Source organism: Sphingomonas sp. CFBP 8765, from assembly GCF_014841445.1.
Taxonomy (GTDB): Bacteria; Pseudomonadota; Alphaproteobacteria; order Sphingomonadales; family Sphingomonadaceae; genus Sphingomonas; species Sphingomonas aerolata.
The window spans coordinates 132,813-144,537 of record NZ_JACYTY010000005.1 but is presented as its reverse complement, the minus strand read 5'-3'; the positions used below and the strand labels follow the sequence as shown (position 1 = coordinate 144,537).

Genomic DNA, 11,725 nt, shown 5'->3' with positions numbered 1-11,725 from the left:
CCCCTATCTGGTCGTGATGGCATCCCCCGAGATCGAGGCGCTGACGCAGGCGCTGGCCCGGCTCCCCGGCCTCGGCCCCCGGTCCGCACGCCGCGCCGTGCTGCATCTGCTCAAGAAGCGCGACGCCGCGCTGGGGCCGCTGCGCGAGGCGCTGACCGCGGTCGACGAGCGGCTGGAGAATTGCAGCGTCTGCGGCAATGTCGACACGACCAACCCGTGCGCGATCTGCGCCGACCCGCGCCGTGACCAGCGCTCGCTCTGCGTCGTCGAGGAGGTCGCCGATCTCTGGGCGCTCGATCGCTCGCGGCTGTTCCCCGGTCGCTTCCACGTGCTCGGCGGTCGCCTGTCCGCATTAGAAGGCATCCGTCCCGAGGATCTCAGCATCGACAATCTCGTCCGCCGGATCGAGGCGGGGGGGATCGACGAGGTCGTGCTCGCGATGAACGCGACGCTCGAAGGCCAGACCACCGCGCATTACATCGCCGAGCGCATCGAACGCTTCCCCGTCCGCGTCACGCAGCTCGCGCACGGCCTGCCGGTGGGCGGCGAGCTCGACTATCTCGACGAGGGCACGCTCGCCCAGGCGCTGCGCGCGCGTCGCCCGATGGCCTGATCGTCGCGGCCTAACCCAAATGCTTGACGGCTCAACCCGCCGAACCTAGCTGCGCAGCATGACCGTCATGACCGTTCTCGAAGTCCCCGATCCCCGCCTGCGCCTCGTCGCGGAGCCGGTGGCGTCGGTGGACGATTCCACCCGTACGCTCGTCGCCGACATGATCGAGACGATGTACGACTTCAACGGCATCGGCCTCGCCGCGACTCAGGTCGGCGTGCAGCAGCGCGTCCTCGTCATCGACCTTCAGGAAGAGAAGGACGAAGAAGACAAGCCGATCAGGAATCCCAAGGCCTATATCAACGCCGAGATCCTTTCGGTCAGCGAAGAGATGTCGACCTATAACGAGGGTTGCCTCTCGATCCCCGAGCAATATGCCGAGGTCGTCCGCCCCGCCCGCTGCCGCGTGAAGTGGCTCGACGAGACCGGCGCCGCGCATGAGGAAGAGCTCGACGGCCTGCTCTCGACCTGCATGCAGCACGAGATCGACCATCTCGACGGCGTCCTCTTCATCGACCACATCAGCCGCCTCAAGCGCGACATGGTCCTCAAGAAACTCGCCAAGGCCCGCAAGCTCGGCTGACCCGGCGCCGGTCGTTAAGCCGACCGGCCAACCCAGACCAGTACCCCGGCGAAGGCCGGGGCCCAGGCAGGGAAGCCCCGCGTAATCGCGGGCGGCACACGCCAGAAACACCACCCCCAAAAACACCACCCCGGCGAAGGCCGGGGCCCAGTTGGCACGTCCCCGGCAATCACTCACTACCGCCCGCAAAGCCCAACTCCGCTCCAGTAGCGACCAAGGCCAACGCCCGAAGGTAGGAAAATCCCTCTGTCCCAACCACGTCGTTCGTGCTATGTTCTAACGATGACCTTTCAGACCGTGCCCCCCCAGCCGCCCGCGCCCAAACCCTGCCTAGCCGGGCGCCTCGCCGGAAATTGTACGGATCTCGGCGCAAAACACGCTTATCGTCTCAACATTCGCAACATTGGGACGCTGGCATGACTGAACTCGTGATCGTCGCGCTGCTCGCAGCCGCCGCCGGACTGTTGCTCGGCTGGCTGCTAGCCTCGCGTCGTGCCGGCGCACTCGCCAGCGATCTCGCGGTCGCCCGAACGCGGGCCGCGGACTATGATCTGGTCCGCACCGCACGCGACGCGGTTGAGCAGGAGCGCAATGCCGCGCTCCAGGATCTCGCCACGCTGCGTGCGCAGAATGCCGAGCGGGCCGGGGAGGCGGACCGCCTGCGCACCGATCTCGCGACGATCCGCGCCGACCGCGACGCCGCGCGCACCGAACTCGCCACCGAACATGCCCGCAGCGAGGCGTTCGAGGCGCGGCTGGTCGAGCTGCGCGACGCCAAGGACGTGATGGCCGCGCAGTTCGGCGACGTCGCCAACAAGCTGCTGAGCGACGCGCAAAAGACCTTCCTCGACCGCGCCGACGCCCGCTTCCGCCAGTCCGAGGAATCCGCCGGGCAGAACCTCAAGTCGATGCTCCAGCCCGTCAGCGACCGGCTGCAGCGCTATGAAGAGGGCGTCGCCAAGGTCGAGGCGGAGCGCCGCGACGCGTTCGGCGATCTCAAGGGGCAGATCGAACAGATGCGGCTCGGCCAGGAAAAGGTCTCGACCGAAGCCGCCAAGCTCGTCAACTCGCTGCGCAACGCGCCCAAGTCGCGCGGCCGCTGGGGAGAGCAGCAGTTGAAGAACGTGCTCGAGACCTGCGGCCTGAGCGAACATACCGATTTCCAGACCGAGGTCAGCGTCGCGGTCGGTGATGCCGATGAGCGCGCCGGCGCCCGGCTTCGCCCCGATGCGATCATCCGCGTCCCCGGCGGCCGCGCACTCGTCATCGATGCCAAGGTCTCGCTCAACGCCTATCAGGATGCCTTCGGTGCGGTCGACGAGGCCGAGCGGCTGGTCGGGCTGGCGGCACACGCCGCGTCGATGCGTGCGCATGTCAACGGGCTCGGCAACAAGGCCTATTGGAGCCAGTTCGCCGATACGCCCGACTATGTGATCATGTTTGTCCCCGGCGAGCATTTCCTCTCCGCCGCGCTCGAACATGATCCGACGCTCTGGGATTTCGCCTTTGAAAAGAGGGTCTTGCTCGCCACTCCTACCAATCTGATTGCGATCGCGCGGACGGTTGCTGCGGTCTGGCGGCAGGAAAAGCTCGCCAACGAGGCACGCAAGATCGGCGAGCTCGGCAAGGAGATGCACGATCGTCTCGCCAAGGTTGCTGACGATCTGCGCAAGGTCGGGGTCGGTCTCAACAGCGCGGTGAAGAACTTCAACGGCTTCACCAACTCGTTCAACGGCCGCCTTATGGTCACCGGCCGCAAGTTCCGCGACCTCAATATCGAGACCGGCGCGCGCGATCTCGAGGACGTTTCGTCGATCGACGCGCTGGCGCTCGGCGAGGGGCCGGCACTGATCGAAAAGCCGGAGACCGCGGACGTTTAATCCGTCTTTTCAACGCTGTTGGGCAAGAACCTCATAGGCCATCACCGCAGTGGCAACCGCGGCGTTCAGGCTGTCGGCCTTGCCCAGCATCGGAATCTTGACCAGCGTGTCGCAGCCTTCGGCCATCTCCGCCGGCATGCCCTGGGCCTCGTTGCCGGTCAGCAGGAAGGTCGGGGCGCTGTACGTCGCCGCCCGGTAATCGGTCTCGGTGTCGAGGCTCAGCCCGACCAGCTGCCCGGGACCGCTGCGGAGCCAGGCCTCGAACGGCGCCCACTCGGTCTTGACGACCGGAATGGTGAACAGCGCCCCCATGCTCGCCCGCACCGCCTCGACGGAGAACGGATCGACCGACTCGCCGATCAGGATCAGCCCGCCCGCCCCGACGGCATCGCCGGTCCGCAAAATCGTGCCGAGATTGCCCGGGTCCCGCAGTCGCTCGGCGACCAGCCAGATCCCCGCACTGGTCCGGTCCAGATCCTCAAGTGCCGCGTCGAACTCGTCGAACACGCCGACCACCGCCTGCGGATTGTCCTTGCCCGACAGCTTGGACAGGATGTCCGGCGTCGTCTGGATCGATTCGCCACCAGCCTCCTCGACATCCATCGACAGCGCATGGACCAGCGGGTGGTTGGCGCTCGCCGCGGCGTAGAAGAGCGTGCGGGGCAGGCGGCCGGTCTCGCGAGCCTCGGTCAGGATCCGCAACCCCTCGGCAAGGAACTGGCGTGCAGCCTTGCGATGTCGCTTGTCGCGAAGATCGCGGACATATTTGATCAACGGGTTCGAGAAAGCGGTAATTTCGCGAGGCATTTATCGGCCCTTCGGCGCGCGGAAACAGGGGAGGTTGCTCAACATGCGCTGCTCATGCCCGCCGCAACTCCGCACGGCAAGCGCTGCGGGGAAGGGGGCTCAATCCTCGCCGAACTTGGCTTCGACAAGTTCGACCAGCCGGGCAACGGTTTCGTCCGCGCCATCGCCGGTCGCCGATATGACGATCGAATCGCCCATCGCGGCCCCGAGCATCATCAGCCCCATGATCGACGTTCCCGTCACGCTCCCCGCGCCGTCCTTCTCGACCAGCACGTCGCAAGGTTGCGAGGAGGCAAGTGTGACAAACTTTGCGCTGGCCCGGGCATGCAATCCCCGGCGGTTGGTGATCAGGACCGTGCGCGCAACCGCGGTCACGCGGCCGCCTCGCCGAGAACCTCGGATGCGACGGATATATATTTCCGGCCGGCTTCACGCGCGGCAGCGACCGCCGCCACGACCGTCATCGCCTTGCGGGCCGATCCCAGCCGGATCAGCATGGGCAGGTTCATTCCCGCGATCACCTCCACCCGGCCCCGCTCCATCAGGGAGATGGCAAGGTTGGACGGGGTACCGCCGAACAGATCGGTCAGGACGATCACGCCGCGTCCCGCATCGACCTCGGCGATCGCCGTCGCGATATCCGCGCGGCGTTCCTCCATATCGTCATCGGGGCCGATCGCGATTGCCGCGACGCGTTCCTGTGGGCCGACGACATGGACCATTGCGGTCACGAACTCGTCGGCGAGCCGCCCGTGGGTCACCAAAACTAGGCCGATCATATCAGACGCTTCATACTCATAAGCCGACCGGTGGTCCCTCAAGCGAGTCCTGCGGCGCGGCCCCCAGGTCGCGATGGTTTACCGTGGGCGAAAAACCCTCTGCGCGCAACCGTCCGGCGATCCGTTCGGCGACATGAACCGATCGATGTCTCCCTCCGGTACACCCGATCGCAACGCTGACATAGGACTTGCCCTCCGCCTTGTAGCGCGGCAGCAACAGGAGCAGCAGATCCTCGATGCGGCTGACAGCGGCTTCATAGGCCGGATCGGCCATGACATATTGCGCAACCTCGGCATCCAGTCCGGTCCCAGGACGCAGCTGCGGATCCCAATGCGGATTTCGCAAAAACCGCATGTCGAAGACAAGGTCAGCGTTGCGCGGTAGCCCGCGCGCGAAGCCGAACGACTGGATCGACAGCGTCGGAGCACCCTGATCGTCCTGCGCGAAGCTGTGGCGGATCTGTTGCGCCAGCTCGTTGGCCGCCAATGTGGTCGTGTCGATCAACCGGTTCGCCCAGTCGCGCAGCGGCCGCAGCATTTCACGCTCGCGCGCGATCCCGTCGCCCGCGGGGCGATCGGGGGCTAGCGGATGACGCCGCCGTGTTTCCGAATAGCGTCGCTCGAGTTCTACCCCCGAACAGTCGAGAAACAGCGTCCCGATTTCCAGACCGTGCCGATCGCGGAGATCGCGGATGCGCCCGATGATGCGATCCGCATCAAAATCGCGCGTTTGCGAGCCAATACCAATCGCCAGGGGGGTGGAATCATCCATTTGTCCCTTTGCGCGCGGCGTATCTAGCAACCGATCGAGCAGCATCAGCGGTAGGTTGTCGACGATCTCCCAGCCCAGATCCTCAAGCGTCTTGAGGACGGTCGATTTGCCCGCGCCCGACATGCCAGTGATCAGCAGGATCGGCTTTGATTGGCGCGTCATGCGGAGAGAATTCCGTGTTTCAGAGCCAGTTCAACCTTCAGTGGAGCGGACGCCTGGAGTGGTTCGAGCAGGAGGACCGGGATATCGGCACCAGCGATCCGCCGCGCCTCAAGCTCGGGCATCCGCGGGACCTGACTTCCTAGCCGTACGAGCAAGGCGATGGGTATGTCGACAACATAGGGCATGACGATAATGCCGAGGCCGCGAACCTCGATCCGGCCTGCGATGGAAGCGGGTGGGTGTGCCAGCAACCGGGCACCCGAGCGCACCACGATGGTCTGGTCGTCGCTGACCAGCATTGCGCCGCGGTCGATAAGGCGAAGGGCGAGGTCGGACTTGCCGATGCCGGAAGGTCCTTCCAGCAGGACGCCCTGGCCGCCGATCGAGACGGTCGTCGCATGCAGGCGATCGGACGAGAGGACAGACAGAACTAGGGCTCCCTCATCGTGCATACAGCGGCAGATGGATTACGAACCGGGCACCGCCCAGCCGATCCTCGCGCGATTCGACGGTGATCGTGCCCTGATGCCCCTCGACGATGGTGCGCGCAATGGCGAGCCCCAATCCGGAGTGACGCCCGAAGGCTTCGCCGTCAGGTCTGACCGAGTGGAAGCGGCGAAAGATCGCATCGCGTGCGTCTGGAGGGACGCCCGGGCCCTCATCCTCGACACGAAGGACGACCTCGTGCGCGCCGCGCATTGCAGACAACGTGATCAGGCCGCGGTCGGGCGAGAAGGATACCGCGTTATCGATCAGGTTCTCGATCACACGCTCGAGCCGGGCGCCTTCGCCGAGCACGACGAACGGGCCATCGTCGCTGCGATCGAAGCGAAAACGGATTTCACGTTCGACGTCGCGAGCGAGGCGCTGCGACAGCAAGCCGTCGATCAGGCTGACCATGTCGATCGGTTCGAACTTTGCCCGGCTGAGCTGTGCGTCCAGTCGCGACGCGTCGGAGATGTCGGAGATCAGCCGATCTAGTCGATGGACATCGTCTCGCACGATCGCCATCAGCTGCTCCTTGAGGGCGGGATCCTGCACGCGTGACAGCCCTTCCACCGCAGACCGTAACGACGCCAGCGGGTTCTTCATCTCATGCGTAACGTCGGCGGCGAACGCTTCGGTCGCGTCGATGCGGGCCCTGAGCGCCAGGCTCATGTCCGACAGCGCCCTGGCAAGCATGCCCAGTTCATCCCGGCGCGACGGCAGTCGAGGGACCACGACTTCGCGCGCGCGCCCGAGCCGCACCCGCACCGCCGCCCGAGCGAGACGGCGCAGGGGCCGGACGATGGTGCGTGCAAGGAACAGCGACAGCAGCACGGACACGATTGAGACCAGCAACAGCACCATGCTCAGGCGGAAGCGTTCGATACGCACGGTGCGCGTGATGTCACGCGCGTTCACCGTCGTCATCACCACGCCGCCGCCCGGCACGCGGGCCGCAGCCGTTATCACTGGGGTGCGGTCGGGCGCGCGCCAGACCGTCGTGGAGATGCCATGCCGCAACCGTACGTCCTCGACGTCGGGCCAGCGTTGCCGCGGGCCGCGTTCGCGGTAAAGCGGTGCGCGGGGCGCCATCACGACCACGTCGATGACCGCGTCGAGAAAGCGCGCGGCATCCTGCCCCCAGTCTTCCTTGTCCGGGTCGTGCAGCACGAAACTGCGTAGCCCCAGTGCGCGACTGTCCTTGATGATCTGCCCGTCGCGGTCGAAGACCCGGATCTGCGAGCCCGTATCCTGCGCCAGCCGAACGATGAGCGGCTCACGCAGCGCCGGATCGACTGCGGCGATTGCCTCACCGATCAGCCGCGCCTCGCGTACGGCCTGCGCGACGCGGCTGTCGACGATACGGCTGCGATAGGAATCGAGGTAGAAAAAGCCGCCTGCGAGCAGCAAGAGCGCGAAGATATTGACGGCGAGGATGCGCCGCGTGAGCGAGATCTGACCCGACCAGCGTAATGTCAGGTCGCGACCGTCATCCTCGTTACGATCGCCCACGTCGTCGCCCGAATCGCTCCGTCCCATGCTAATCTTCGGAGAACCGATAGCCTGCCCCATACAGCGTTTCGATCGCGTCGAAATCTGGATCGACCTGTCGGAACTTGCGACGAAGCCGCTTTATGTGGCTGTCGATCGTCCGGTCGTCGACATAGATGTCGTCCTGATAGGCTGCGTCCATCAACTGGTTGCGCGTCTTGACGATACCCGGCCGCTGCGCGAGCGTTTCGAGGATCATGAACTCCGTCACCGTCAGCGTCACGGGTTCGCCAGCCCACAGGGTCCGGTGGCGCGCCGGGTCCATGCTGAGCCGTCCCCGGTCAAGCGGCCCGGCCGCCTCGGCCTCCGTCTCCGTGCCAGGCGACCGGGTCAACTCCGCGCGCCGCAGGATCGCCCGGACCCGCGCAATCAGCAATCGCTGCGAGAACGGCTTCGCGATATAATCGTCCGCCCCCATCGCAAGGCCAAGCGCCTCGTCGAGTTCGTCATCCTTGCTGGTCAGGAAGATGACAGGTATCTGGCTCTTTTCGCGCAGCCGCCGCAACAGTTCCAGACCATCCATACGGGGCATCTTGATGTCGAAGATCGCCAGATCGGGGGGATTGTCCGTCAAGGCCTTCAGCGCGGTCTCGCCATCCGAATAGACCCGCGTGACAAACCCTTCGGTCTGAAGGGCGATCGACACGGACGTCAGGATGTTTCGGTCGTCATCGACGAGCGCGATCGTTGCCGTCATGGTCTGGCTGTCATCTTCTTGGCGCCCGCCGGGATAAATCTCGGGCTGCGTAGGGCAAAGTGCTAGCGTACTCAACCGGGGTACACCAGACCGCGGCGTGAGTTGCACGCCCTCCGGTCGAATTGACCCGGATCACAGGCCCGCCTAGATCGAGCCTCAACGACATACATACGTATGCGCAAGTGTCTTATGGAGAGATGCCGTGTCCGATTTGCGAACCCCTGCCTCAGGGCTCGATGCGCAGGGAATTGAAACACATGCGGAGGTGCACTGGAATCTGGTGACCGCGCAGCTGGTCGAAGCCGCGCTCGACCGGGGTGAGGGGCGTCTGTCCGCCGACGGGCCCCTGGTCGTCGAAACGGGCGCCCATACCGGACGTTCGGCTCAGGACAAGTTCATCGTCCGCGACGCGGAAACCGGCGCGACCGTCTGGTGGGGCAAGAGCAACAAGCCGATGGCTGCGGCGCACTTTGCCGCACTGAAGGCAGATTTCTACGCCGCGCTGGCGCAGAAGAATACGCTGTTCGTTCAGGACCTATATGGCGGATCGCAACCCGATCACCGGGTGAATGTTCGCGTCGTCACGGAACTCGCCTGGCACAATCTCTTCATCCGGACGATGCTTGTCCGTCCGGAAGCGTCGGCGCTGAAAGGCTTTCAAGCCGACTATACGATCATCGATCTGCCCAGCTTCCAGGCCGATCCCGCGCGGCATGGTTGCCGCAGCGAAACCGTCATCGCGGTCAATTTCACCGATCGGCTCATCCTTATCGGGGGTACGAAATATGCCGGGGAGATGAAAAAGTCGGTCTTCGGCCTGCTCAACTACCTCCTGCCGCCGGCCGGGGTGATGCCGATGCATTGTTCGGCAAACATGGGCGCAAACGGCGATACCGCGGTGTTCTTCGGGCTTTCTGGCACCGGCAAGACGACCTTGAGTGCCGATGCCAGCCGAACGCTGATCGGCGACGATGAGCATGGCTGGTCCGATACCGCCGTCTTCAACTTCGAAGGTGGCTGCTACGCCAAGATGATCCGTTTGTCGGCCGATGCCGAGCCCGAGATCTTCGCGACGACGAAGCGGTTCGGAACGGTTCTCGAGAATGTCGTGATGGATCCCACCACGCGCCTGCTTGATCTTGACGATCACACGCTCGCGGAAAATAGCCGGGGCGCCTATCCGATCGACTTCATTCCCAACAGCTCGGCGGACAATATGGGTCCGGTTCCGCGGAACATCGTGATGTTGACCGCCGATGCCTATGGTGTGCTTCCGCCGATTGCCAAACTGACGCCGGATCAGGCGATGTACCACTTTCTGTCAGGCTATACGGCCCGCGTCGCCGGCACTGAAATCGGCGTGACCGAGCCCGATGCGACGTTCTCGACCTGTTTCGGCGCTCCGTTCATGCCGCGGCATCCCTCGGTTTATGGTAATCTCCTGAAAGCGCGGATCGCCCGCGGCGGGGTCGACTGCTGGCTGGTGAATACGGGTTGGACCGGGGGCAAATATGGTGTCGGCAGCCGGATGCCGATCAAGGCTACGCGTGCGCTTCTGAACGCTGCGCTGGACGGCAGTCTGAAGACTGCCGAATTTCGTACGGACCCTAACTTTGGGTTTCAGGTTCCGGTGAGCGTACAGGGCGTCGACGACGCCATCCTCGATCCGCGGACGACATGGGCAGATACCGATGCCTATGACGCGACAGCGGCAAAGCTGGTCGATCTGTTCGTCGAGAATTTCGCGCAGTTCTCGGAGCATGTCGATGCCAGCGTAATGCAGGCGGCGCCGAAGGTGACCGAAGCTGCGTGACAAACCGAGCGGCCCGGTAGGTTCGCGGGTGCCGGACCGGGATGGGGCGTCGAGCCCTTCTCGGTCCCGCCATCGACATTAAACGGGCCGTCCGAGACGTTGCGACGCCCGTCTACTGAGGTTCCACAGCCACCGCGCCGTCCATCACCGCGACGATCCTGACCCGCGTGCCGACCGCCGCGTCGGGCCCGCGTGCGGGCCAGCTGCCGTCACCGACGAGAACACGGCCTTGGCCACCAACGAGCGCCGTCTCGACCATCACGATCTGGCCGATCAATCGCGCCGCGCGGTCGTTCAGCAGCGGATCCCCGCCCTCGACCGGATAGTCACGATACCATCGTTTGCCGATCGTGACCGCGACCACACTCCAGACCGCGAAGGCTACAAGCTGTACGGCGACCGGCAGGTCCGGAAACGCGAGCGCCATCACCCCGGTGAACGCTGCGGCGATCGCCAGAAAGACCAGGAAAACGCCCGGAACAGCCAGTTCCGCGATTCCCAACACCAGCGCAGCGATCAGCCATGCAACGGCCGGTCCGACTCCATACATTAGCTTTTCGGCACTTCGTTGGCGTTCGACAGTTCAAATGGTCCCCTGGGTGACGGCTTCGCTGCCGAGGTGGCTGACGGCACCGTGTCGCGCAGGGCATCCTTCGCAATCTCGCCAATGCCACCCAGCGTTCCCATCAACTGGGTCGCCTCGACGGGAAACAGGATCGTCTTCGCATTGGGCGACGTGGCGAATTTGCCGATTGCCTCGACATATTTCTGCGCGATGAAATAGTTGATCGCCTGCGCGCCGCCCTCCTCGATCGCCTGCGACACGGCCCGGGTCGCTGACGCTTCGGCAACGGCCGCACGCTCGCGGGCCTCGGCATCGCGAAAGGCCGATTCCTTGCGGCCCTCCGACTCCAGGATCCGTGCCTGCTTCTGGCCCTCTGCCCGGAGGATTTCCGAGGCGCGTGAGCCTTCCGCGTCCAGAATGTTTGCGCGCTTCTCGCGCTCGGCCTTCATCTGGCGGCCCATGGCGTTGACGATGTCTGCTGGCGGACGGATGTCCTTGATCTCCACCCGGGTGATCTTGACGCCCCACGGCGTCGTTGCGTGGTCGACGACGCTCAGCAATCGCGCATTGATCTCGTCGCGCTTGCTCAATGTCTCGTCGAGATCCATCGAGCCCATGACGGTGCGAAGGTTCGTCGTCGTGAGCTGCAGCAGCGCCTGATACAGGTCGGACACCTCATAGGCGGCCTTGGCCGAATCCAGCACCTGGAAGAACACGACCCCGTCGGTCGATATCATCGCATTGTCCTTGGTGATGATCTCCTGCCCGGGAATATCGATCACCTGCTCCATCATGTTCACCTTCCGCCCGACGCGGTAGAAAAACGCCGGATAGAAATTGAAGCCGGGCCTTGCGACCGTGGTGAACCTTCCGAAATGTTCGATCGTGTACTGATAGCCCTGACGTACGATCTTGATACTGGTCATCAAATAGAACAGCACCAGCGCCACTGCGAGCCCGGCGACAATCAACCCCATCGGAATATCCCCCATGCGTGTAGTGCCCGGCTATAGCACG

The 11,725-nt window shown here is 64.5% G+C and carries 13 protein-coding genes; 4 read left to right on the top strand and 9 right to left on the bottom strand.

Annotated features, from left to right (window positions below):
* Nucleotides 1–16: 16 nt before the first annotated feature.
* The 3 genes from recR (at nucleotide 17) to rmuC (ending at nucleotide 3,076) form a co-directional block, all read left to right on the top strand.
* The gene (recR, locus tag IFT87_RS14005) at nucleotides 17–613 is read left to right on the top strand and encodes a recombination mediator RecR (RefSeq protein WP_031393413.1); all 597 of its coding nucleotides are present in this window, start codon (nucleotides 17–19) and stop codon (nucleotides 611–613) included.
* Between the two features lie 58 nt (nucleotides 614–671).
* On the top strand, nucleotides 672–1,196 hold the full coding sequence (gene def, locus IFT87_RS14000; protein WP_031438987.1) for a peptide deformylase: 525 nt from the start codon (nucleotides 672–674) through the stop codon (nucleotides 1,194–1,196).
* 416 nt (nucleotides 1,197–1,612) lie between these two features.
* The gene (rmuC, locus tag IFT87_RS13995) at nucleotides 1,613–3,076 is read left to right on the top strand and encodes a DNA recombination protein RmuC (RefSeq protein ID WP_107933760.1); all 1,464 of its coding nucleotides are present in this window, start codon (nucleotides 1,613–1,615) and stop codon (nucleotides 3,074–3,076) included.
* Between the two features lie 9 nt (nucleotides 3,077–3,085).
* Here the strand turns inward: rmuC and IFT87_RS13990 are convergent, their stop codons facing one another.
* From IFT87_RS13990 to IFT87_RS13960, 7 genes are all read right to left on the bottom strand, one after another.
* Nucleotides 3,086–3,883: a TrmH family RNA methyltransferase gene (locus tag IFT87_RS13990; protein WP_037528485.1), complete on the bottom strand. Its 798-nt coding sequence runs from the start codon at nucleotides 3,881–3,883 to the stop codon at nucleotides 3,086–3,088.
* A 99-nt stretch (nucleotides 3,884–3,982) separates the two neighbouring features.
* Nucleotides 3,983–4,258 carry an HPr family phosphocarrier protein gene (locus tag IFT87_RS13985; RefSeq protein WP_031393409.1) on the bottom strand — a complete coding sequence of 92 codons (276 nt, stop codon included), beginning with the start codon at nucleotides 4,256–4,258 and terminating at the stop codon, nucleotides 3,983–3,985.
* Nucleotides 4,255–4,662 carry a PTS sugar transporter subunit IIA gene (locus IFT87_RS13980; protein WP_031393408.1) on the bottom strand — a complete coding sequence of 136 codons (408 nt, stop codon included), beginning with the start codon at nucleotides 4,660–4,662 and terminating at the stop codon, nucleotides 4,255–4,257. Before IFT87_RS13980 ends, IFT87_RS13985 begins: the two co-directional genes overlap by 4 nt.
* A 16-nt stretch (nucleotides 4,663–4,678) precedes the next feature.
* Nucleotides 4,679–5,596: an RNase adapter RapZ gene (gene rapZ, locus IFT87_RS13975; RefSeq protein WP_031438990.1), complete on the bottom strand. Its 918-nt coding sequence runs from the start codon at nucleotides 5,594–5,596 to the stop codon at nucleotides 4,679–4,681.
* A complete protein-coding gene (locus IFT87_RS13970; protein WP_192190957.1) occupies nucleotides 5,593–6,048 on the bottom strand; it encodes an HPr kinase/phosphorylase in 456 nt (151 codons plus the stop codon). Before IFT87_RS13970 ends, rapZ begins: the two co-directional genes overlap by 4 nt.
* Nucleotides 6,038–7,621 (bottom strand): sensor histidine kinase, encoded by a 1,584-nt coding sequence (locus IFT87_RS13965; protein ID WP_192190956.1) that lies wholly within the window; start codon nucleotides 7,619–7,621, stop codon nucleotides 6,038–6,040. The genes IFT87_RS13970 and IFT87_RS13965 overlap by 11 nt, the downstream gene beginning before the upstream one ends.
* 1 nt (nucleotide 7,622) lies before the next feature.
* Nucleotides 7,623–8,330 carry a response regulator transcription factor gene (locus tag IFT87_RS13960; RefSeq protein WP_031393404.1) on the bottom strand — a complete coding sequence of 236 codons (708 nt, stop codon included), beginning with the start codon at nucleotides 8,328–8,330 and terminating at the stop codon, nucleotides 7,623–7,625.
* Nucleotides 8,331–8,532: 202 nt separating this feature from the next.
* Between IFT87_RS13960 and IFT87_RS13955 the strand changes: the two genes are divergently transcribed.
* Nucleotides 8,533–10,143, top strand: coding sequence for a phosphoenolpyruvate carboxykinase (locus IFT87_RS13955; RefSeq protein ID WP_031438993.1), 1,611 nt, complete (start codon nucleotides 8,533–8,535; stop codon nucleotides 10,141–10,143).
* Between the two features lie 112 nt (nucleotides 10,144–10,255).
* Here IFT87_RS13955 and IFT87_RS13950 read toward each other — a convergent pair whose 3' ends face one another.
* Both IFT87_RS13950 and IFT87_RS13945 read right to left on the bottom strand, forming a co-directional pair.
* Nucleotides 10,256–10,693, bottom strand: coding sequence for an NfeD family protein (locus IFT87_RS13950; protein WP_192190955.1), 438 nt, complete (start codon nucleotides 10,691–10,693; stop codon nucleotides 10,256–10,258).
* On the bottom strand, nucleotides 10,693–11,685 hold the full coding sequence (locus IFT87_RS13945) for an SPFH domain-containing protein (protein WP_031438995.1): 993 nt from the start codon (nucleotides 11,683–11,685) through the stop codon (nucleotides 10,693–10,695). The genes IFT87_RS13950 and IFT87_RS13945 overlap by 1 nt, the downstream gene beginning before the upstream one ends.
* Nucleotides 11,686–11,725: the final 40 nt, after the last annotated feature.

Coding starts and splice junctions, on each gene's coding strand:
- recR (WP_031393413.1), top strand. CDS start 17: ATGGCATCCCCCGAGATCGAGGCGCTGACGCAGGCGCTGGCCCGGCTC.
- def (WP_031438987.1), top strand. CDS start 672: ATGACCGTCATGACCGTTCTCGAAGTCCCCGATCCCCGCCTGCGCCTC.
- rmuC (WP_107933760.1), top strand. CDS start 1,613: ATGACTGAACTCGTGATCGTCGCGCTGCTCGCAGCCGCCGCCGGACTG.
- IFT87_RS13990 (WP_037528485.1), bottom strand. CDS start 3,883: ATGCCTCGCGAAATTACCGCTTTCTCGAACCCGTTGATCAAATATGTC.
- IFT87_RS13980 (WP_031393408.1), bottom strand. CDS start 4,662: ATGATCGGCCTAGTTTTGGTGACCCACGGGCGGCTCGCCGACGAGTTC.
- rapZ (WP_031438990.1), bottom strand. CDS start 5,596: ATGACGCGCCAATCAAAGCCGATCCTGCTGATCACTGGCATGTCGGGC.
- IFT87_RS13970 (WP_192190957.1), bottom strand. CDS start 6,048: ATGCACGATGAGGGAGCCCTAGTTCTGTCTGTCCTCTCGTCCGATCGC.
- IFT87_RS13965 (WP_192190956.1), bottom strand. CDS start 7,621: ATGGGACGGAGCGATTCGGGCGACGACGTGGGCGATCGTAACGAGGAT.
- IFT87_RS13960 (WP_031393404.1), bottom strand. CDS start 8,330: ATGACGGCAACGATCGCGCTCGTCGATGACGACCGAAACATCCTGACG.
- IFT87_RS13950 (WP_192190955.1), bottom strand. CDS start 10,693: ATGTATGGAGTCGGACCGGCCGTTGCATGGCTGATCGCTGCGCTGGTG.
- IFT87_RS13945 (WP_031438995.1), bottom strand. CDS start 11,685: ATGGGGTTGATTGTCGCCGGGCTCGCAGTGGCGCTGGTGCTGTTCTAT.